This is a genomic window from Mesobacterium pallidum (assembly GCF_019966535.1).
GTDB classification, from domain to species: Bacteria; Pseudomonadota; Alphaproteobacteria; order Rhodobacterales; family Rhodobacteraceae; genus Mesobacterium; species Mesobacterium pallidum.
The window spans coordinates 24,234-43,364 of record NZ_JAIMID010000018.1 but is presented as its reverse complement, the minus strand read 5'-3'; the positions used below and the strand labels follow the sequence as shown (position 1 = coordinate 43,364).

24 protein-coding genes are annotated in these 19,131 nt (G+C 65.0%); 12 read left to right on the top strand and 12 right to left on the bottom strand.

The features are described from left to right. Nucleotides 1–14 precede the first annotated feature (14 nt). The 12 genes from MF270_RS21445 to MF270_RS21395 all read right to left on the bottom strand — a co-directional run bounded on the left by MF270_RS21445 (nucleotide 15) and on the right by MF270_RS21395 (nucleotide 9,116). Complete coding sequence (locus MF270_RS21445) at nucleotides 15–1,397, bottom strand: MBL fold metallo-hydrolase (protein ID WP_238367832.1); 1,383 nt, start codon at nucleotides 1,395–1,397, stop codon at nucleotides 15–17. Beyond that, complete coding sequence (locus MF270_RS21440; RefSeq protein WP_238367831.1) at nucleotides 1,394–1,765, bottom strand: DUF5676 family membrane protein; 372 nt, start codon at nucleotides 1,763–1,765, stop codon at nucleotides 1,394–1,396. Before MF270_RS21440 ends, MF270_RS21445 begins: the two co-directional genes overlap by 4 nt. 39 nt (nucleotides 1,766–1,804) lie before the next feature. Continuing rightward, on the bottom strand, nucleotides 1,805–2,821 hold the full coding sequence (locus MF270_RS21435; RefSeq protein ID WP_238367830.1) for a YncE family protein: 1,017 nt from the start codon (nucleotides 2,819–2,821) through the stop codon (nucleotides 1,805–1,807). A 212-nt stretch (nucleotides 2,822–3,033) separates the two neighbouring features. Then, complete coding sequence (locus MF270_RS21430; RefSeq protein ID WP_238367829.1) at nucleotides 3,034–3,354, bottom strand: hypothetical protein; 321 nt, start codon at nucleotides 3,352–3,354, stop codon at nucleotides 3,034–3,036. A 321-nt stretch (nucleotides 3,355–3,675) separates the two neighbouring features. After that, nucleotides 3,676–4,320: a hypothetical protein gene (locus MF270_RS21425; protein WP_238367828.1), complete on the bottom strand. Its 645-nt coding sequence runs from the start codon at nucleotides 4,318–4,320 to the stop codon at nucleotides 3,676–3,678. 480 nt (nucleotides 4,321–4,800) lie between these two features. Further along, entirely contained in the window at nucleotides 4,801–6,120 is a 1,320-nt protein-coding gene (locus tag MF270_RS21420) for an MFS transporter (protein ID WP_238367827.1), read from the bottom strand. A gap of 8 nt (nucleotides 6,121–6,128) precedes the next feature. Next, a complete protein-coding gene (locus tag MF270_RS21415) occupies nucleotides 6,129–6,389 on the bottom strand; it encodes a metal-sensing transcriptional repressor (RefSeq protein WP_238367826.1) in 261 nt (86 codons plus the stop codon). Between the two features lie 39 nt (nucleotides 6,390–6,428). After that, nucleotides 6,429–6,806, bottom strand: coding sequence for a hypothetical protein (locus MF270_RS21410; RefSeq protein WP_238367825.1), 378 nt, complete (start codon nucleotides 6,804–6,806; stop codon nucleotides 6,429–6,431). A 181-nt stretch (nucleotides 6,807–6,987) separates the two neighbouring features. Continuing rightward, a complete protein-coding gene (locus tag MF270_RS21405; RefSeq protein WP_238367824.1) occupies nucleotides 6,988–7,830 on the bottom strand; it encodes a hypothetical protein in 843 nt (280 codons plus the stop codon). A 237-nt stretch (nucleotides 7,831–8,067) separates the two neighbouring features. Further along, entirely contained in the window at nucleotides 8,068–8,391 is a 324-nt protein-coding gene (locus tag MF270_RS28390) for a hypothetical protein (protein ID WP_336246045.1), read from the bottom strand. Beyond that, nucleotides 8,388–8,723, bottom strand: coding sequence for a hypothetical protein (locus tag MF270_RS28385; RefSeq protein WP_336246044.1), 336 nt, complete (start codon nucleotides 8,721–8,723; stop codon nucleotides 8,388–8,390). The genes MF270_RS28390 and MF270_RS28385 overlap by 4 nt, the downstream gene beginning before the upstream one ends. A gap of 114 nt (nucleotides 8,724–8,837) precedes the next feature. Next, a complete protein-coding gene (locus tag MF270_RS21395) occupies nucleotides 8,838–9,116 on the bottom strand; it encodes a hypothetical protein (RefSeq protein ID WP_418887895.1) in 279 nt (92 codons plus the stop codon). 183 nt (nucleotides 9,117–9,299) lie between these two features. On the opposite strand from MF270_RS21395, the gene MF270_RS21390 reads away from it, so the two are divergent. The 12 genes from MF270_RS21390 to MF270_RS21335 all read left to right on the top strand — a co-directional run bounded on the left by MF270_RS21390 (nucleotide 9,300) and on the right by MF270_RS21335 (nucleotide 19,114). Beyond that, nucleotides 9,300–9,635, top strand: a complete 336-nt coding sequence (locus MF270_RS21390) for a hypothetical protein (RefSeq protein WP_088671273.1) — start codon at nucleotides 9,300–9,302, stop codon at nucleotides 9,633–9,635. Nucleotides 9,636–9,708: 73 nt separating this feature from the next. Continuing rightward, entirely contained in the window at nucleotides 9,709–10,350 is a 642-nt protein-coding gene (locus MF270_RS21385; RefSeq protein ID WP_238367823.1) for a lytic transglycosylase domain-containing protein, read from the top strand. Then, nucleotides 10,347–10,637 carry a TrbC/VirB2 family protein gene (locus tag MF270_RS21380; protein WP_238367822.1) on the top strand — a complete coding sequence of 97 codons (291 nt, stop codon included), beginning with the start codon at nucleotides 10,347–10,349 and terminating at the stop codon, nucleotides 10,635–10,637. Before MF270_RS21385 ends, MF270_RS21380 begins: the two co-directional genes overlap by 4 nt. 11 nt (nucleotides 10,638–10,648) lie before the next feature. After that, nucleotides 10,649–10,927 (top strand): VirB3 family type IV secretion system protein, encoded by a 279-nt coding sequence (locus MF270_RS21375; RefSeq protein ID WP_238367821.1) that lies wholly within the window; start codon nucleotides 10,649–10,651, stop codon nucleotides 10,925–10,927. After that, on the top strand, nucleotides 10,917–13,289 hold the full coding sequence (locus MF270_RS21370; RefSeq protein ID WP_238367820.1) for a VirB4 family type IV secretion/conjugal transfer ATPase: 2,373 nt from the start codon (nucleotides 10,917–10,919) through the stop codon (nucleotides 13,287–13,289). Before MF270_RS21375 ends, MF270_RS21370 begins: the two co-directional genes overlap by 11 nt. After that, nucleotides 13,289–13,492 (top strand): hypothetical protein, encoded by a 204-nt coding sequence (locus MF270_RS21365; protein ID WP_238367819.1) that lies wholly within the window; start codon nucleotides 13,289–13,291, stop codon nucleotides 13,490–13,492. Before MF270_RS21370 ends, MF270_RS21365 begins: the two co-directional genes overlap by 1 nt. 3 nt (nucleotides 13,493–13,495) lie before the next feature. After that, on the top strand, nucleotides 13,496–14,638 hold the full coding sequence (locus MF270_RS21360; protein WP_238367818.1) for a lytic transglycosylase domain-containing protein: 1,143 nt from the start codon (nucleotides 13,496–13,498) through the stop codon (nucleotides 14,636–14,638). Then, the gene (locus MF270_RS21355) at nucleotides 14,635–15,447 is read left to right on the top strand and encodes a type IV secretion system protein (RefSeq protein ID WP_418887894.1); all 813 of its coding nucleotides are present in this window, start codon (nucleotides 14,635–14,637) and stop codon (nucleotides 15,445–15,447) included. Before MF270_RS21360 ends, MF270_RS21355 begins: the two co-directional genes overlap by 4 nt. Before the next feature lie 2 nt (nucleotides 15,448–15,449). After that, the gene (locus MF270_RS21350; protein WP_238367928.1) at nucleotides 15,450–16,103 is read left to right on the top strand and encodes a VirB8 family type IV secretion system protein; all 654 of its coding nucleotides are present in this window, start codon (nucleotides 15,450–15,452) and stop codon (nucleotides 16,101–16,103) included. Between the two features lie 41 nt (nucleotides 16,104–16,144). Beyond that, complete coding sequence (locus tag MF270_RS21345; RefSeq protein WP_238367816.1) at nucleotides 16,145–16,807, top strand: TrbG/VirB9 family P-type conjugative transfer protein; 663 nt, start codon at nucleotides 16,145–16,147, stop codon at nucleotides 16,805–16,807. Further along, on the top strand, nucleotides 16,804–18,126 hold the full coding sequence (locus MF270_RS21340; RefSeq protein WP_238367815.1) for a TraB/TrbI/VirB10 family type IV secretion system protein: 1,323 nt from the start codon (nucleotides 16,804–16,806) through the stop codon (nucleotides 18,124–18,126). Before MF270_RS21345 ends, MF270_RS21340 begins: the two co-directional genes overlap by 4 nt. A gap of 1 nt (nucleotide 18,127) precedes the next feature. After that, nucleotides 18,128–19,114, top strand: coding sequence for an ATPase, T2SS/T4P/T4SS family (locus MF270_RS21335; RefSeq protein WP_238367814.1), 987 nt, complete (start codon nucleotides 18,128–18,130; stop codon nucleotides 19,112–19,114). Nucleotides 19,115–19,131: the final 17 nt, after the last annotated feature.

Sequence of the window (19,131 nt, the reverse complement as noted above, 5' to 3'; positions counted from 1 at the left end):
GCTCTGTTGCCGGGTCATCTCGGGCGGTCCAGTCTGACGGTCTCGAGGTGCTCGGGGACCCGCACGGGGCGATCCAGCTCATGCGCGATACGCCGGCGAAGGGTATCCGCCGCCTCGGGTTCGCCGTGGGTGAGGTAGGTCATCGTCGGGGCCGGCCCTGCAGCCATCCACGCCAGGATTTCGTCCGCGTCGGCATGACCCGAGAAGGTCTCGAGCTGCACGACCTCGGCGTCTATCTGCACCTCCTTGCCAAAGATCCGGAGTTTGCGTTGCCCCCCGGCCAGTGCTGCGCCGCGTGTCCCGCCGGCCTGGAAACCGGACAGCACGATCGTGTTCCGCCGGTCCCTGCCAAAGCTGAGGAGATGGTGCAGGATCCGTCCGCCGGTCAGCATCCCGCTGGCCGAAACGATGATCATCGGCCCGAAGCGCGTATTGAGTTCCTTCGATTGTTCGACCGTGTTCACCCGCTCTGCGATCCGGAACATGCCGATGCAGTCCTCCCACGCGACGTGATGCTCGTCATGGTGCCGGTGGTAGATCTCCGTGGCGTCCACGGCCATCGGGCTGTTCAGGTAGACCGGCACGTACGGGATCTCGCCGCGGCTCATGAGGCGCGAGATATGGTACATGAGCCCCTGCGCCCGCCCGACCGCGAAGGACGGAATGAGCACGGTGCCGCCGCGCGCGAAGGTGCGCTTCAGGATCGGCGCAAGCTCGGCCTCCGGGTCGGTGTCGGGATGCTTGCGGTTGCCATAGGTCGACTCGCACACAAGCACGTCTGCCCCTGCAAACGGCACGGGCGGACACATCAGCGGATCGGGATCATGCCCCAGATCGCCGGAGAAATGCACCGTGAGGCCGTCCAACGTCAGGCGGATCTGGGCGGCCCCGAGGAGGTGACCCGCCGGAATGAATTCCGCCGACAGGCCGCCGCCGAGGTTAACCGGATGGTCGAACTCCACAGTCTCGAGATGTTCCAACGCCGCCTGTGCATCCTTGAGGGTGTAGAGCGGGGCCGGTTTCTTGTGTTTCGAGTAGCGCCATTTTCGTGCGTGCCTGGCCTCTTCCTCCTGCAGGTGGCCGCTGTCGGGCAGGATCAGCCCGGACAATTCCCGTGTGGCGGGCGTGCAAAGGACCCGACCCCGGAAACCGGCGCGGATTAATGCCGGCAGGTAGCCCGAATGGTCCAGATGCGCGTGGGTCAGCAGAACCGTCTCTATCGAGCCGGGGCGCACCGGGAAGGGCTTTCGGTTGCGCAGCCGAAGCTGCTTGAACCCCTGGAACAGCCCGCAGTCGATTAGGATGCGGCGATCGCCCCGTTCCACCAGGTAGCGCGATCCGGTGACCGTTCCGGTGGCGCCCAGGAAGCGCAGTGTCGGGCGGGAAGGCAGGGTCATGCGCCAGCCCTCCGCGAAACAGCCGCGTTGTAGAGGCCGCCGAAAACGAGCGCGACGTACCATCCGTACAGCAGGCTTTCCACCAGCCCGAGAATGAAGGACCACGGTGTCAACCAGACGAAGCCGGGCAACAGCGCTCTCCAGGACGCATTCATGGCGAACTGCGGGAACACGAGGTCGAAGACGACGCAGATCACGAAGGTTGCGCCTAGAAACCCGCTCAGTGCCCAGCCAAGCGGGAGGACTGGCAGAAGATGCGCCGCGCCGGCGCCGTCGGTATCGCGGCCCATCACGCATGCGCCGCATCCAAATCTCAGCGCGGCGAAGAGGAGCGCCGCGACGGCCACGAAGTAGAGAAACGCCAACATCTCAGTTGCTCCTTTTCATCAAGTCGGGGTCCGAAGTCGTCACGAGGCCGGCCGAACGACCATTTGATGGCCTTCGCCTTCGATCCTGATTTCCCGGAGCACCGAGAGAGAGGTCGCATCGACGACCCAGACCTTCGGCTCGTCCCGGCTCGACACGATGACGCTGTCGGCTCCCGGGATCGTCGTCAGGTGATAGGGCACCGGTGCGAGCGAAGCGGATTCCAAGCCCCCTGTTCCCAGGTCTATGGCGACGATGCGGTCCGACTCTTTCGCGGCGACCAGCAGGCGCGCCCCGTCTTCGGACAGGTCCAGGCCATGTATCTCGCCACCTATCTCAAACCGGCGCAGTTCCTGCCCGCTCGATATCTCCAGCTCGATCACGGTGCCGTTCCCGGCATCCGCAACAAGAACGCGCTTGCTGTCGGGGCTGATCACCAGGTGCTCGGGTTCGTCGCCAGCCAGCAGGTTGCGCCGGACGATCGCCCGGTCGAGATCAACCTCACTGATCGTCCCGTTTCCGGCATTGGACACGTAGACGACGCCGGGGTCCGTCCCGAAAACGGCATAGTTGGGCATCACGCCGGTCGGCACCCAGGCGACGAGTTCGAGCGACGTCAGGTCGACGATGGAGACACCGTCGTTTGCCGGATGCGTCGCGACGGCAGTCCTTCCATCCGGCGAAATCGCGACGTGGTGCACCACGCCGGGCACCTCGATACGCCGCACAAGCGTGCCGGTTTCCGCATCGAGGACGCTCAGCAGGCTGATGCCGGCATCTTGAGGACCGATCCGCTCCGCTGGCTTGGCGTGGTGGGCGGCGTGCTCGTCTCCGCTCACATCGGCGGGTTTGACCGCTGCCATTGCCGCGTCACGGTCGACTTCGGCGTAGCTGCCGGCCACGAGGTATTTGGAGTTCGGGCTCCCCGCGAGACCGTGAACGGCCAGGATGCCTTCGATCCTGCCGAGGTCTTTACCGGTTTGCGGATCGACGACGCGAACTGTGTCGGCGCTGCCTTCCGGAATGAAGACGCGAAGTTCGCCGGCAGTGGCCATCATCGGCAGTATGGCCGTTGCCAGAACGAGTGTAGGACGGAAAAGGTGTCGAAACATGAGACGCTTCCCTGATGGATGGATTTCGTGGGATCGCGGGTGTCACCGTGGATGCCATGACACGACCGCCGCTGTCCTTCCGTCGACATCGCAACGAAAGGAGCGCGCGAGGAACGCTCAAGGTTCGGAAACTGTCGAGTCAGTTCACCCCGCGCGCGTCAGGCGCGGGCGGCAAGGGGAGGGGGTGTCGGCACCGCGAGGCACCGTCCGTCACGCAAGACAATGGCTTCGGACCAGGCCAAGCCGGATACGGCCGTATCATCGGGCAAACTTGCGGCCGCAGCCAACAACCCTTGCGCATGGCAAGAGAGATTCATCGTGCAATGCGCCTCAGCAGTTTCTGAGGGAAAGTCAGCGGGATGGATATCGTCGTCTATCTGCTGGACCTGAACTTGTTGCAACTGCCCTGTTTCCGCGTGGACTTCGCTGGCATGCAGGGAAGAAAGCGCAATCGCAAGAAATGCCAGAAGCACCGGCACCAACCTGATGCCGCGTGTCCGCAAGATTAGGGAGCGTCTGCCTCGCAACACTTTCGCCCTTCAGAAGCAACATTCCCATGATCGCGAAGGGTGAGGGGCGCTTCCATGATTCAGGTCAAACCCCGAGCGTCCGTCTCTGGACCGCGAGGGGAGGCGGGAGAGGCGTATTTGCCCATGATCAGAGCCACGTGAATGCAGATATAAATCAATCTGTTAACCGGATAATTCAGCAGCAATATCCACGCGGGACGGACGAGAGCACGCGTCCCGGCGGATCCTCGGGCCGTGCAACTCTTCGTGATGCAGGGAGCCTTGCGAGGATCAGGACTGCTGCCATCTGGTGATCTGGACGGCCAAGAGCGTCAGGATGACGACGGCAAGCGCAAACCAAATCGAGGCCAGTAAAACAGGCATCGCCAAACGCGGCAATCCTCTGCCGATCCGTCGCGTCCAGCCTGCACGTGCGATCAAGTCCACGTGCATCGGAAACGTACACAAGAGGGAGGCATAGAGATAGACGCCAGACAAGTTTTCGAAAAACGCCGATCTCGCGAGTGTCGGAGCCACGACACGCAGCGCCGTCTCGCGACTGCCTCCGAAGGAATCGAACCAGTCGGCAGACATCACGTAGATGATCACGTGCAGGACAACAAAGGCGGCAACCCTTGTGGGTATGTCGAGCACCAGCGCCAATATTGGCACCTTGTGCGTTTCGGTCCGTGTGTTCCCCAAGGCAATCAGGAAGAAGCCGACGTAATTGACCGCGAAGACGACCGGCAGACCGTTCGTGAGAACTTGACGGAGAAACCGGCTCAACGCTGCTCCGCCCTCAGCCAGCATCGCCCCGAAACCCGGAGTCAGGATAATGTAGGGCACGAGTACTGCAAACAATCCTACGAGGCTGACGAGCAGCGTGTTCCGAACGAATAACCTTGCAGGCATGTCCAGGAGGAAAAACTTTTGCATAGGGTCAAAGATTGCATGCCAGACCACCCCGGGTCTAACACTCGTTGAAGTTTCGTCGATTGCCAGACCTTTCTGCACAAGCCTACGACTTGGAGCTTGGCTCGCAGTTTGGCAAACGCCATCGAAATATCTGCGCGGGCAGAGGCCGAGATGAAGTCGCTTTCAGGCAAGACACCCCCTTACTTGCGCGCTGTGCTGACCGAATGGCCGCACGTTTCGGCCCCGATGGCCGAGGCCCTGACGGGCGCCAGCCGTGCCGCCGTCCAGCGCAAGCTTGCTTGGATGGAAACGCGGTGGCCACCAGCCCGGCCGCGCGCTGCGCTACGCCAACGGCTCCGCGCGCGGCCTCCTACACCACGCCTCGGGGCACTACCAGAATCCACACATCGAGTTCATAATGACCAATGTTGCGCGGTGAACGGATGCCCCTATGGAAGAAAGTGGACTTGCCTACGTACAGGCTTGGCGTCGAACTAAAACTTACAAATGCGTGGCCCAGCGAGGATGGCTTTCGTCGATCACCAGGGCATGGATATGCCTGCGATGCCCCCTCAGGTGGGGATGATCGAGTGGCAAGTTTTCATGTGTGTGTTCAAGTTCGACAGGGTCGCCCGACGGCCAGAGCTTCACTGCGGCGAGCATTCCGCCGGCCGCAAGCAGCGCCAATCCGGCCAGCGCCGGAACGACGCCGTAGACCGTCAGTAGCCAGCCCGACAGCGGATAGGTCACCAGCCAGCAGGCGTGGGACAACGCGAATTGCGCCGCGAACAGCGCGGGGCGGTCTCCGGCATGGGCGGAACGGCGCAGCAGCCGGCCCGAGGGCGTCAGGACGGCGGAATACCCAAGTCCCACCAGCAACCAGGCTACCAGAAGGATCTTCCAGCCGAGCCCGGCTACCAGAACCCTCACTCCCAGCCCCAGAAGTGTCGCCACCATCAGCAGCGCGCCGCCGAACATCACCGGCCGGTCCGGCAGCGCATCCAATACCCGCGGAAGGACAAGCGCGGCCGTCATGGAGCCCGCGCCGAAAGCGAACATGGTCCAGGCCAGCGCGCTCTCCGACAGGCCGAGCTCTCCGCGCACCAATACGACGGTATTGACCAGCACCATCGCGCCTGCCGCCGCCGCCGCGAGGTTCAGGGCCAGAAGCCCGCGAAGGCGCGGGGTGGCCAGATAGATGCGGATGCCCCGTGTGGTTCGATCGTAGATTCCGCGTGGCTCGGACGGGCTGGGGCTGGGCAGCAGCACCGAAACAACCAGAAGGGCCGAGGCCGCGAAACCTGCGACCGTTCCAAGGAAAAGCGAATTGTAGGACATCACCGTGAGCAGAAGCGCGGCCAGAGTCGGACTGACGATGTTTTCCAGATCGTAGGCCAGCCGCGACAGCGACAGCGCGCGGGTATATCGGGCCTCCTCGGGCAGAACATCCGGGATCGTCGCCTGAAAGGTCGGCGTGAAGGCGGCGGAGGCCGATTGGAGCAGGAAGATCAGCACATAGACCTGCCAGACCTCGGTCACGAAGGGCAATGCCAGCGCAACGCCGGCGCGCACCAGATCGAGCGTCACCAGAAACGCGCGGCGCGGCAACCGGTCCGCAAATGCCCCGGCAATGGGCGCGATGCCCACATAGGCCACCATCTTGATCGTGAAGACTGTGCCCAGCACCAAAGCTGCGTCGTCCCCCGCCAGATCGAAGGCCAGCAAACCGAGCGCGACCGTTGCGAGTCCAGTTCCCAGAAGCGCCACGACCTGCGCCAGAAACAAGTGGCGATAAGTCCGGTCGGCGAGAATATCGAGCATGGCGGGCCTCAGAGATATCGAGCGATCGTCCGCAGTTCGGCGCGATCTGTTTCGGAACCTTCGACGTCCAGGCAATGGTCCATGTGATCATGGATCAGTGCCCGCTTGGCGTTCGTGATAGCCTTTTCGACCGCCTGCATCTGCTGGGCGATTTCGAGGCAGGGCTTGCCTGCCTCGATCATCTCAATCACGGCGCGCAGGTGGCCGTCAGCGCGTTTCAGCCGGGCGACGAGGGCGGGATGACTTGCATGAACCGAGGAATCTGTCATATGAACGGATTATCCTGCTGGCAACAGGACCGTACCAGCCTAGCACCGATCGCGCATAACAGTGGCACGATGCGAGGCAGACGGGCCATTGAAGGCGGAAGACGACTGCTGCGGCATGTGAGCCTGTTCGATCTGCACCTCCAGCTGTTGGATCTGGCGATCCAGAATATCTTTCAATTCGGTGTCCATATCTGCGAACCAGTCTGCCGTGCTCAATTTCTCATGTGCTTTGATTTGTGCCAGAAGGCGCTTTCGGGTCTCGACAAGTTGCCCGCGTTTCGAGACCAAAGCCCTGAGAAGACGTAACTTTGCATCCGGCAGGCTTCGTTCGGCATCCGGTCGGAAGACCATGAAGCGCGCGATGAGTGCCGCATCGATACGGACGCTGTTTGAAGCCTGCAATCCGAATCGCAACAAGACAGCGCGCTAAGAGAGTGGCCTTGGCGGGTCGGACCATATCAAAGACGACCTGCCTTGCCTTCGGGCGACGCGAATTCGATGCGTGGTTACCATCTTAGGCGGCGCAAGACATGGCATCATGATCAAGGCAGGCAATTGCATAGTTGGGCGCCGCCGATAATAGCAAGTTGATGATCGCTCATGGACTGATCTCTCGGCGACGTGCGGCTTCACCGTGGACGGCGAGCGTCGCCGCAAACTCCCCGCATCCGAACCGTTCGACCATGGCCCTGACCCGGTCCTTGTAGGCCACATGGCCGATCCTGCGCTGCAAGTCGGCGGCGTGAAACTGACGGTTTGCAGCCGGGGCAGAGCGCGTCAGATGTACCAGTTCGGCCTCGGCGTTCTCTGTTTCCGACTTGGGGCGACTGACGGAAGTCGGCGATGCCGGCGGTCGCCCAACCGATGTCTGCCAACGCCGCATGAAGCCCAGGAGGAACCCCGCCGGAACGCAGGTGTTTCCGCGGGCTTCGTTGAAGGCCATAAAGCGATCCCAGATTGCTTGCGTGTCCACGTTCCAGCAAGGCAGGGCGGCTTTCGCCGCCTTGATGAGCGCCGCCCAGGTCGTGCGATGGACGTTCGAGCCGGGGGCGATCTCGATCTTCCCGGAGAAGATAGTTTTGTTATTAGAGTCTCTATATAGTGACGTGTCGCCCCCAGTTGACGTCAGATGCTGTGGCGACTCGTCGGCGACGCAGCCAAAGCGGAAGAGCCACGGCGCGAACTTGCCGTTCGGCTTCCAGCGCTCGACGCGAAGCTCCGATGCCGCGAGCTCCGCAAGCAGGGTCGTGAGGTGCTGGCGGGTCACGCCCATGATGTCGGAAAGCGTGGACAGCGTGAAAGCAGCGGTGCCGCGTTCGAGCCCGTTGTAGCCGTCCTTCCAGGCGATGCCGTCGAGGATGATCGTCGCGAGCTTGTGCGCGGAAACGGACAGGTCGCATCGGAGAATCTGTCGCAGAATTGAGCCGGTTGTAAGGTCCATGAATGTCGTCTCTTCGGAAGGACGACGTCAGATCGTGAGGCAACAACATTCCTGCCAGCAAAACAACTTTGCTGGTTGCAGGACTCCGGGCGATCGGCTAGAAAACTCGGGCACAGTGAGTAATCGGGCGCGGCGTCGGACTATCGGTCTGGCGTCGTTCTCTTTTCTGGGTGTGGGATGCACAGCCTCCGGTGCAAATGGATGTTCAGACCCGGGGTGACCCGGGCCGGGAAATGGTCAGTAGCGGACTTCTTCGGAGCCGTAGTTTCCGGCGTGGTCACGCCAGTCGATGAAGACAGAGCGATAGAAATAACTGCCGCACCCGTTCGGGATCCGCAGCTGCGAGGCAGGCGGGACCTGGGCCGTGCTGGACGGGGTCCAGCGATAGTCGCCCTGCGCGCCGAAGGACCCGTGCCGCGTCGAGTCGCTGCGATTGCAGTCCCCGTCGCGGTTTTCGTGCTGGCGGTACTGGATGTGATAGACCCGGATGCTGCGCACGAAATCGAAGGCGTCGTCCGAGATGTCGATGTCCGCCCCGTCGGTGGCCTGGACCTCGATCACCGGCGCATCCTCCGGGAAGGACTGTCGGGGCAGGGGGCCTGGAAGGCGGCATCGAACAGGCGTTCGGACGGTCCGGGGGCCTCGATCGGCGAGAACGACGCCCCCATGGGACAGCGCCAGATCTGCAGCGGCGGTTCGATGGGCCAGGGGGTGATCCGGCGGATAAAAACCGCGCGGGCATGGGCACATGGCGCCGAGGCCGGCCAGCCGCCCGCGAGGCAGAGCAGGATGGCGCAGTCCACCTGGTAGGCGCTCGCCGGGGTCGCCAACGGGACTTGTCCCGAAAGCGTCAATGTCGCGGCCATCGCCAGCCGCAGGATCTTGCGTCGCATGTATCGACTCTCCACAAAACTGTGCGGCCGAATACAATACAACACGAATGACGGCAATCAGATTTCTTTGTGACGCTCAATGTCTGAAGCGGAGACCAGAAAGCTTGCGGGTCCTCACTCCAGGATCTCGACCAGCCGCCCATAGTCGCGGCTGACCTCCTGCGCCTCGAGGAAGGCGCGCTGGCGCTCGGCATCAAGGCAGCGGAAGTACTCCTGGATGTCGGCGATGTATCCTTCGAAGTCGGCCCGCAGCAGGTCGGCGTACGCGCGCACGTCTTCAGGGTTCTCGGGCAGGAAGGGCCGGTCCGGCGCGGTGCAGGCGCTTGCCATCTGACCGCTCAGCACGAAGATCGCCACCAAACCGGGCAGGTTGGCACGTCCGACACAAAACATGCGCAGGGCAAAACTCCTTTGCCGGTGTGAAACGGTGGATTTGTGTGATAGCGGTCCTAAGTGCGCGAAAGCATCCAGTCAAGATGAAGAAATCGTCTTGCAGTCATTAATGTTGTCTTGTATCGCCCGTGTGGAAATGTCCCACGGGCCGGTACTCATGATGAGGAGGGCCCAAGGGAGGTCATGATAGAAGAAGCACCGAATGTGGTCACCGAAGACGGACTGCGCGGATTGCTCGGCCAGGGATACAGGGCCGAGGTCGTCTGCAAGGAAGGCGCCGAGAAACGCCACAACAGCTGGTACGGCACCTGGACCGTGCGGGCCGTCTCTGCCGATGGACGGGACGAGAAACTGCTCGTCACCTCGCGCAGCTATCTCAAGATCCGCGAATTCAAGACGATCGTCGGCCTCGTCAGTTTCCTGGCCGACATGGGCGCGACCGTCGTTTCCATCCCGCTCGAAGAAGGCGGACGGGTTCCCCACGAAGCCCCGGGCAAACCTCTGGCCGCCAAGGCCTGACGGATTTACCGCCTGCCGCGTTCTCGCGGTCCTTGCCCTGCTTGGTACAGGTGTTTGTTCCGCACCCTCGGCCTTGCTGGCACAGACGACGACAGGCGGGTTCATCTTCTCCGTCGGCCAGGACGGTCGGCTGATCGATGTCTCCGCCACGCAGGATGATCCAGACGCATCGACCGACACGCAAGCGAACGGTGCAACGGGTCCCGGCGACCGGCTCTTTCTCTTCTCCAACCAATCTCAAGGTGAAGCGGACCCAGAGCGCGCGCCGCGTGCGCCCGTTCCGGCTCCTCCCGAGATCCTGGCGGCCATCGAGGCGACTGCCTTCCGCTATGCGGGTCATCCCGGGTTGCGCCGCGCCGGTCTCTCGGTCACCGACTGGGCCGCGCTCTATCGGGCCAACATCGAGATCGAGAGCGCCTATAATCCGCGCGCCCTGAGCGGCGCGGGCGCGATCGGGCTCGGCCAGCTGATGCCGGACACAGCGCGCGTTCTGGGCGTCGATCCGCATGATCAGCGCCAGAACCTCGACGGCTCTGCGCGGTATCTGCTGATGATGCTCGACCGTTTCGGCGACAGTCGCCTGGCGCTAGCCGCCTACAATGCCGGACCCGAGGCGGTGGACCGTCACGGCGGCATTCCCCCTTACCGAGAAACCATGGGCCACGTGGCGAAAGTGACCGCCGCGATGCTGCGCCTGAGAGGAGAGATTTCGTGAGAAGACAAGTGAATCTGACCGCCGTCGCGGCGGCCCTGCTGATCGTCGCCGCAGGACCGGCGCTGGCGCAAAGCATCGACCTCTCGCCGGTGCAGACCCTGTTGCAGGGCATCGTCGATGCCATCACCGGGCCCCTGGGCATCGTCATCGGCACGCTGGCGCTGATCGGCGTGTTCCTGTCCTGGCTCTTCGGCATCCTCGATTTCCGGCAGGCGCTCTGGGTCGTGGTGGCGATCGCCGGGATCGCGGCCGCCCCGACCATCGTCGCCGCGATCTGGACCACCTGAGGTCTGATACCATGGCGGACCAGTCGCGCGTCTTCATCGGCCTCCTCAGGCCGCCCAAGCTCATGGGCTTGCCGATCATGTACGCCATGGTCTGGCTCTTCGGCTCCACGCTCCTGTTCCTCTGGGTGCAGAGCTGGGTCGTGGTGCTGATCGCCGGCATCGCCTGGCCCGCGCTCTGGAAGGCCGCCGACTGGGATTCGAACTTCCTCGACGTGCTGGTGATCACGCTCCAGGAGACGCCGCCGACCCGGAACCGCAAGCTTCACGGAGGCGACAGCTATGCCCCGTGATGCTGGATATGGCGACGACCTCGATCTCGGGACGGCGCTGCCGTCCTGGGTCGCGGGCGAGAAGCGTCTCTCGCAGATGCTGCCCTATGTGAGCCTCGTCAGCGACACCACGATCCGAACCCGCGGCAACGAGCTCATGCAATGCATCCGGCTCGAGGGGGTGAACAGCACCACGAGCGAGGATGTGCATCTCGACCGCATCGGCGCGCTGATGGCCGGGATCGTAGCGCAGGCCGGGACAGGGTTCTCCTTCTACCTGCACAAGGTCTCGAAGGCGGTCGAGGTGGATCTGCCGCCGGTTGAAGAGGATGGCTTTGCGGGCGAGATCGACCGGCGCTGGCGCGCGCATCTTCGCGCGTCGGGGCTGCGCGACAAGACGCTGACCTTGACGGTCCTGAAACGCCCCGAGACAGGCAGGGGCCTGCCGTTCCTGGCCACCGCTTCCCGGGCGCGGCTCGCGCAGGGCACGGTTCGGAGGCTGCGCAAGCTCGACGAGGTGGTGGGGTTCATCCTCTCCACCTTCGACGAGATGAAACCCCGGCTGTTGTCCGCAAATTCCGGCACACTGCTCGGCTTCCTCGGCAGCCTCAACACGGGCTGCGAGCATCCGCTCTTCCCGCGCTCGCGCTTCGGCATCCTCGCCGAGGACGTGGCCAACACGCGGGTGACCTTCGACGGTCCGACGATCCGTCTCTCCGAGGGGGCGGCGGGTGAGAAATTCGGCGCGATCTTCGCGGTCAAAAACTACCCGGCCAAGACCGACGCGCTGATGCTCGACGAGCTGAACCTGCCGGTCGACATGGTCGTCGCGCATTCCTTCGTGGCCGTAAACTCGAATATCATGGCCGGCCGCATCAAGCGGCAGCTGCGGCTCATGCAGGCTGCCAATGACGGCGCGGTCAGCCTCGCCGAGGAACTGGAGCTTGCGCAGGACGACCTGGAATCGAAGCGCCTGATATTCGGCGAGCATCACATGACGGTCGCGGTCTATGCGAAGACCCGGGCCGCGCTCGACGATATCTGCGCCGAAGTGCGCAACATCGCCGCCAGCACCGGCATCAACTTGATCTCGGAAGGCTTCGGCGCGCGGGCGCATTACATGGCCCAGCATCCCGGCAATACCGGGGCGCGGAGCCGCAAGGCGGCGATCACCAACCACAATTTCGCGGACCTGGCCACGCTGCACCGCACGCCTCTCGGTAAACCGGGGAGCGACGTGCCCTGGGGCCTGCCGATCACGCTCTTCCCGACGCCCGAGCGCGGCGGGTTCCGGTTCAACTTCCACGAACAGGGCGCGCCGGATCGTGAGCCGACCGGCGGGCATACGTTGATCCTTGGACGCCCCGGCTCGGGGAAGTCCGTGCTCGCGGCCTTCCTCATGGCGATGGCGCGGCGGGCCAATGCCCGGCTCTTCGTCTTCGACTACCGCGCCGGCATGGAGATGGCGGTGCGGGCGCTCGGCGGCAGCTATTCGACCGTGCGGGCCGGGCGGCCCACGGGTCTCAATCCGCTCCAGACCGAGACCGATGCGCGCGGCCAGGCCTGGCTCGCCGACTGGCTCGCGACGCTCCTCGAACGTCGCGATCGCCCGCTCACCCCGGTCCAGACCAACCGGTTGCAGGAGGTCGTGCGCCAGAACGCCTCGGCCAGTCACGAAGGTCTCCGGAACTGGTCGGATTTTGCCTCGCTGCTGGTCTCGACCGATGACGAGGGCGATCTCTTCGAGCGCATGCAGGAATGGACCGCCGACGGCCGCTACGGCTGGATCTTCGGCGCCAATGCCCACGATACCTTCAGCCTCGCCGGCGACATCTCCGGCTTCGATCTGACCGGCATCCTCGATTCCGAGAGCGAGCGGGAACGCATGGCGGTGCTCTCCTATCTCTTCCGGCGGGTCGAGCGGGTGATCGAAGACCGCAAGCCGACCGTCATCCTGATCGACGAGGCCTGGAAGGCGCTCGACAATGCGTATTTCGCGGAGCGGCTGTCGAACTGGCTCGTCACCGCCCGGAAACAGAACGCGGTCGTCGTGATGATGACCCAATACGCCAGTCAGCTCGAACGCACCCGCACCGGCAAGACCATCGTCGAGGCGGTACCGACGCAGATCCTCCTGCCCAACATCCGCGCGAGCGAGACCGATTACGCCATGCTGGGTCTCTCGGAAAAGGAGCTCGACATCCTTCTGGGCGTCGGCTCGTCCTCGCGCCTGGCGCTCGTCCGCGACGACCGTGGATCGGTGGTGATCGACGCCGATCTCTCGAGCCTCGGGCCGCTCGTAACCATCCTCGGCGGCATGGAAAAGGGCGAGGAGCTGGTGGGCAGCGATTACCGCGACCGCCCGGAATTCTGGAGAACATGATGACCAAGACGTTCACCCTGCGCCTGGGGTGTCTCGCCCTCGGGCTCACCCTGTCGGCCTGCGCCGAATACAAGCCCGCGACGGCGAACTGCTTCAATTTTCGGGCCGAGAGCCCGAACGCGTCGCGTGTTTCCACCAAGGGCGTGGCGGTCACGCGGGCCGACACCTCCTGCAGCTTCACCGCGCTCGGGCTCGCGGACTGATCCATGTTGCGCCGGCTTTCTCCAATTCTCGCTGTCGCCGCGCTCGCGTGTCCCGCGTCGGGTCAGGGCGTGCCGACCTTTGATGCGCAGGATTTTACGCGCACGGCGGCGCTCATCGCGCAGCGCGACCGGGATCTCGCATTGCAGCGCGACCGGCTGACTGGGCAAGAGGAGCTGGCCGAGATCGAACGCCAGCAGCTCGCGGCGCTGAACGATCTCGTCGAGGCGACAAGCTTGGGCGGAACCGATGTCTCTGCGACCATCGCGGGACTGGAGGCGGGCAGGGGCTCCGAGACTTCCGCCGCCGTGCTCTATGGCGCCGAGGATGGCAATCCGGCCGCGGCCCGTATGTTCGGCGACGCGCGCGAGGGGATCGAGGAGCTGATCATCCGCGCGGCGCGCGACACCTTCTCCCTGCAGGGCGTGTCGCGCGCCGGACTGTCGCTGGTGCAATGGCGCTGCCTCCTCCAGGCGCTGATCTGGCAGGAGAGCCGGTTCCAGATCGGTGCCCGCTCACCCGTCGGCGCCTTCGGTCTCACCCAGATCACGCCCGGCACCGCCTCCGATCTCGGCATCTATCCCGCCTATTACGACGATCCCTACCTGCAGGTGACCGGCGGCGCGCGCTACCTCGCGCAGATGCTGAACATGTTCGGCGGCAACATCATCCACGGGCTCGCCGCCTATAACGCCGGGCCCGGCAACGTGCAGGATTACGGCGGCGTGCCGCCTTTCACCGAGACCCAGCACTACGTCGTGGTCATCCCCGAGCAGTACAACCGCTACCTCGCTGCGGTCGGCGGGATCGACGCGCTCGGCACCATCGATCCGGTCCTTCTCGCCAATGCGAGCTTCAGCCTCTCGGCACATGGCTCCGGGGTCTATGGCGACTATTCGATGGTCTCGGTCCGGGCTGCCGCGCTCCGGGTGCAGGACATCATCGAGCGGATCGGCGAGACCGAGGATCTGCACGAGGCGCTGGCGCTCAACACCTATGCCCGCGCGGAACTGGCGCGCCTCGTCGCCATCCGCACCCGCCTCAAGGCGGCACGGACCGAGCCGATGAGCGCGGAACAGATCGCGCTCGCCGCGGCCCAGGCTGCCGAGCGGCAATACATGGATTTCAGTTTGGAGACATTGCGATGAGGACGAACTTCCCGCGCGCACGGAAAATTCTGTTCGGAACAGCCGCCGCGGTAGCCGTGACCATGAGCATGGCGTCCGCGCCTGCGATCGCCCAGGGCGTGCCGACGGTCGACACCCAGAACATCGCCCAGGAAATCCGCCAGCTGCAGCAGATGCTGGAGGACTTCGGGATCCAGACCGATCAGCTCGATACCCTCCTTGAGCAGCTCGACCTCGTACAGCAGCAGCTCGACCAGCTGAACCAGATGTACGCCTCGCTCACCGGCGCGCGGGATCGGATCCTCGGCCTCTTCATGGGCGGCGATCTCGACGGGCTGCTCGAGGCGGATTTCTCCGACATCGGCGATCTGATCACCGGCATCCAGCAGGGCGACTGGAGCGCGCTCCTCGGCTCCTCCGCCGGGCCGCTCCGCACCCAGATGGAGACCGCGCTGGCGAGCGCTGGCTTCGACGAGGACAGCCTTGCCGAGATCGCCCGCAGCGGCAGTCCCGGCGCGCAAGGGGTGGCCACCCGCGCGACCACTGGGGCCGTGCTCTCGGCGGCGGCGCAGAACAGCCATGCCGAGGCGGCGCAATCGCTGGAACGTGTCGAGCGCCTGGTCGAGATGATCCCCGACATGGCTGATCTGAAAGAGTCGATGGACCACAACACCCGGGTGACCGCGGAGCTTGCAATCGCGATGACCCGGATGTGGGAGCTCGAGGCGATCCAGACCGTCGGCGCAGGCAATGCGGGCGTGGTCGATGCCGCGACCATCGCCGAAGAGCGCCGCTACATGGACTTCACCCTGCCGGAGCTCCGGCCATGACGATGGGAACGGGCATCGACGCGATCGTCGAGGAGGAACTGGTCTATGGCGCGCTGCGCCGCGAAGAGACCTGGCGCAAGATCGGCATCGGCGGCGCTGTCTTCGGCGTATTGGGCTGCCTCTCGGCCGCCGCCATCGCCCTCCTGATCGAGGTCCCGCCCCCGGTCGTCGTCCCCTTCGATCCGGCCACTGGTCTCGCCCTGCCGAACGCAGCCGTCCAGACAGTGACGCTCGCCGAGCGTCCCGCGGTGATCGAGGCGCAGATCTACCGCTACATCACCGACCGCGAGACCTACAACCAGCTCGACAATGACCTGCGCGTGCGCCGGGTGCTGGCGCAATCGAAGGGTGCCGCCGAGGCCAGCATGCGCGTGACCTGGACCAGCGGACAGGAGACCTATCCGCCGACGCGCTACGGGGCAGGGGCCGAGATGGCGGTCGAGATCGCCAGCATCACGCTCATCGGCGAGAACCGCGCCCAGGTGCGCCTGCGCAAACGCCTGACCGGACCGCAGGGCGTGCAGGACGGCGCCTTCACCGCCACGCTGATGTTCGAGTTCCATCCCGAGACCCCGCGCGTCCTCGACGAGGTCTGGCAGAACCCCTTCGGCTTCACAGTCACGCAATACGCCATCAGATCGGACCGCGCCGAATGACGACCCGCCTTTCCCTTTCCGGCCTCCTCATCGCGGCCGCGATGTCCGTAGGACTCCCCGCCTGGGCCGAGACCACGCCCGGGCGCGGCGCCCATGACAGCCGGGTCCGGATCGCGACCTGGGTCGACGGCCAGGTGTTCCGCGTGGTGACCAGCCTCACCCGTGTCACCACGGTCGAATTCGGCGAGGGCGAGACCATCCGCTCGATCATCGCCGGCGACACGGTCGGCTTCCAGTTCGACGCGGTCCCGGGCGGCCGCGCCTTCGCGATCAAGCCCGTGGCCTCGGGCGTCGCCACCAACATCACGGTCTACACCAACCGGCGGTCCTACTACTTCCACGTCGTCGAGGCGCGGGAGACCCCGCATTACGTCGTGCAGTTCCGCTACCCCGAGAGCCGCAGCGCACCTCGGCAGGCGGTGGCGGCTGCCGCGCCCAATGCCAATTACGGCGCGAGCGAGCAGCGCGAGTTCACACCACTCTCGGTCTGGGACGATGGCACCTTCACCTATTTCCGCTTCGCACGGAACGCGCCCGTCCCGGCGATCTTCCGCCACACGCGCGGCGCGGAGCGCTCTGTCAACAGCCAGGCGCAGGCGGATGGCGTGATCCGCGTCTCCGGGGTGAACCCCCAATGGGTGCTGCGCCTCGGCGACGAGGTGGTCTGCATCCGGGACCTTGGCCGTGCGGGAGCCGGCGCATGAGCAACGAACCTGAAGATCTCGCGGCCCGTCTTGCCGCGCTCGAAGGCGCGAGCGGGAAGAAGGCGGGGGTCCGGCGTCCGTCCCCGGTCGCGGCCCTTCTCGGCGTGCTCGGGATCGCGGGCCTGGGCGGTCTCGCCTATGCCGCATTCCAGCCCGAGGGGTCGGCGCCGATGCCGACCGCCGCGCCAGCCGAGTTCCAGGACCAGGGCTCGGGCTTCGGCGACCTGGTGCCCGCCGTACTGCCGGTCCGGACCCCCGAGCCGGCGCCGGCGGACGCCGGACCGAGCGAGACCGAGCGCGCCCTGGCCGAAGCGCTGGCGGCGGTGCGGGCCGAACTCGATGTGCTCTTGGCCAAGGAGGCGGAGCCATCGTCCTCTGCCGCAGATGCCGCCATCAGCGATCTGACCGCTGAGATCGCGGCGCTGCAGGCAGCAGGCGAAGAGTCCCGCCGCGCCTTCGAGCGGCAGCTGACCGAGCGCGACCGGGCGCTGGAACAGATGGGCATGGATCTGGAACTGGCGCAGCTGCAACAACCCGCGCCCACAGCACTTGGGCCCACCGAGGAAGAGCTGCGTCTCGCCGAGCTCGAACGCCGCCGCGCGGCGGAAGCCGAGGCCCGCGCCGAACGCATCGCCTCACCGATGATCGCCTTCTCCGGGGCCGGGAACGGACCACAGGGCGGGGCCATCGAGGCCCGGCTGAACGCCGACGAGACCTTCGTCAGGTCCGGTGCGCAGGTCGCAGAGGTGACCCGCGCGGAGGTGATCGCCAACGCGTCCCACACCGTGCCGCAGGGCACGATGATCCAGGCGGTGACCGAGACCGCGCTCGACAGCAGCCTGCCCGGCGCGATCCGTGCCATCGTCTCCGAGGACGTGCATGCCTTCGACGGCTCTCGCGTCCTGATCCCGCGCGGCGCGCGGCTCATCGGGCGCTATCGCTCCGACGTGGCGCTGGCGCAGTCCCGGGTGATGGTGGCCTGGGACCGGATCATCCTGCCCGACAACCAGTCGATTGAGATCAGCGCCTATGGCGGCGACGAACTCGGGCGCTCCGGAACGACGGGTTTCGTCGACACGCGCTTCGCAGAGCGCTTCGGCTCGGCCGCGCTCATCTCGCTGATCGGCGCGCTCCCGGCGGCCGCGGCGGGTCAGATCGAGGACGAGGCGGCGGCGGATGTGGCGAGCGATGTCGGGTCCGATCTGCGCGACAGCACGCAAAGCGTCATGCAGGAGTATCTGGCGATCAAACCGGTCATCCATGTCGACCAGGGCACGCGGATCACCGTCATGGTCGATCGCGACCTCGAGATCTTCTGACATGGCGGCGAGCTACCTCGAAGCCTCGCTCGATGCGCTGGCGCCCTCCATCGGCCGTCCGGACGTGATCGAGATCTGTATCAACCCCGACGGCAGCGCCTGGGGTGAGTTCCACGGCGATCATTTCATGTCTCCGCTCGGCACGCCCCTGAGCCAGACCGCCATCAAGGACCTCGGCAACCAGATCGCCTCGGCCGCGGGCACGACGCTCAGCCAGAAGAAACCCATCGTCTCCGTCAGCATCCTCTACCGGGACCGTCCGATCCGTGCCCAGGTGATCCAGCCGCCCGCTGTCGAGGGCGGGTTTTCGATCTCGCTGCGGTTCTTCTCAAGCCTGCCGCTGCAGGAGATCAAACTCGCATATCTCTTCGACCAGGAAACCAGCCTCGAGGCGCTGCGGCGCGAGCGGAACCTTGCTCTGCGAGAGGTCGTGGCCACGGGCGAGATCGACGCCGCGCTCAAGTTCTGTGTCCAGAACAAGCTCAACATGATCGTCTCGGGCGGGACCTCGACCGGCAAGACCGTCGCGGCCCGCAAGATCCTCTCCCTCGTTCCAGATCAGGAGCGGATCGTCACCATCGAGGAGGCGGCCGAGCTGCGGCCCGGACAACCGAACGCGGTGACGCTGATCTCGGATCGGGAGAGCGACACTCGCGGCGCCGACCAGCTCCTGACCTCGACGCTGCGGATGCGGCCTGACCGCATCGTGCTCGGCGAGGTTCGCGGCAAGGAGGCCATGACCTTCCTCGAGGCGATCAACACCGGCCATGGCGGCTCGCTCACCACGCTCCACGCGGAAACCCCCCAGCTCGCCGTGAGACGACTTGCCATCGCCGCGTTGAAGACCGATCTGCCCCTGACCTACACCGACATGATCCGCTACATCGAAGGCTCGATCGACGTCATCATCCAGGCCGGCCGCCACCAGGGCGCGCGCGGCATCACCGAATTCTACCTGCCCGGTCAGACCGAAGAGCTTCGCCAGTGACCATCAAAGGATACCCC

What these genes read in the sequence shown, in the direction of transcription:
- MF270_RS21445 (WP_238367832.1), bottom strand. Translation starts at nt 1,397, where the DNA reads ATGACCCTGCCTTCCCGCCCGACACTGCGCTTCCTGGGCGCCACCGGA.
- MF270_RS21440 (WP_238367831.1), bottom strand. Translation starts at nt 1,765, where the DNA reads ATGTTGGCGTTTCTCTACTTCGTGGCCGTCGCGGCGCTCCTCTTCGCC.
- MF270_RS21435 (WP_238367830.1), bottom strand. Translation starts at nt 2,821, where the DNA reads ATGATGGCCACTGCCGGCGAACTTCGCGTCTTCATTCCGGAAGGCAGC.
- MF270_RS21425 (WP_238367828.1), bottom strand. Translation starts at nt 4,320, where the DNA reads ATGCAAAAGTTTTTCCTCCTGGACATGCCTGCAAGGTTATTCGTTCGG.
- MF270_RS21420 (WP_238367827.1), bottom strand. Translation starts at nt 6,120, where the DNA reads ATGCTCGATATTCTCGCCGACCGGACTTATCGCCACTTGTTTCTGGCG.
- MF270_RS21415 (WP_238367826.1), bottom strand. Translation starts at nt 6,389, where the DNA reads ATGACAGATTCCTCGGTTCATGCAAGTCATCCCGCCCTCGTCGCCCGG.
- MF270_RS21405 (WP_238367824.1), bottom strand. Translation starts at nt 7,830, where the DNA reads ATGGACCTTACAACCGGCTCAATTCTGCGACAGATTCTCCGATGCGAC.
- MF270_RS28385 (WP_336246044.1), bottom strand. Translation starts at nt 8,723, where the DNA reads ATGCGACGCAAGATCCTGCGGCTGGCGATGGCCGCGACATTGACGCTT.
- MF270_RS21395 (WP_418887895.1), bottom strand. Translation starts at nt 9,116, where the DNA reads ATGTTTTGTGTCGGACGTGCCAACCTGCCCGGTTTGGTGGCGATCTTC.
- MF270_RS21390 (WP_088671273.1), top strand. Translation starts at nt 9,300, where the DNA reads ATGATAGAAGAAGCACCGAATGTGGTCACCGAAGACGGACTGCGCGGA.
- MF270_RS21375 (WP_238367821.1), top strand. Translation starts at nt 10,649, where the DNA reads ATGGCGGACCAGTCGCGCGTCTTCATCGGCCTCCTCAGGCCGCCCAAG.
- MF270_RS21370 (WP_238367820.1), top strand. Translation starts at nt 10,917, where the DNA reads ATGCCCCGTGATGCTGGATATGGCGACGACCTCGATCTCGGGACGGCG.
- MF270_RS21365 (WP_238367819.1), top strand. Translation starts at nt 13,289, where the DNA reads ATGACCAAGACGTTCACCCTGCGCCTGGGGTGTCTCGCCCTCGGGCTC.
- MF270_RS21360 (WP_238367818.1), top strand. Translation starts at nt 13,496, where the DNA reads ATGTTGCGCCGGCTTTCTCCAATTCTCGCTGTCGCCGCGCTCGCGTGT.
- MF270_RS21355 (WP_418887894.1), top strand. Translation starts at nt 14,635, where the DNA reads ATGAGGACGAACTTCCCGCGCGCACGGAAAATTCTGTTCGGAACAGCC.
- MF270_RS21350 (WP_238367928.1), top strand. Translation starts at nt 15,450, where the DNA reads ATGGGAACGGGCATCGACGCGATCGTCGAGGAGGAACTGGTCTATGGC.
- MF270_RS21345 (WP_238367816.1), top strand. Translation starts at nt 16,145, where the DNA reads ATGTCCGTAGGACTCCCCGCCTGGGCCGAGACCACGCCCGGGCGCGGC.
- MF270_RS21340 (WP_238367815.1), top strand. Translation starts at nt 16,804, where the DNA reads ATGAGCAACGAACCTGAAGATCTCGCGGCCCGTCTTGCCGCGCTCGAA.
- MF270_RS21335 (WP_238367814.1), top strand. Translation starts at nt 18,128, where the DNA reads ATGGCGGCGAGCTACCTCGAAGCCTCGCTCGATGCGCTGGCGCCCTCC.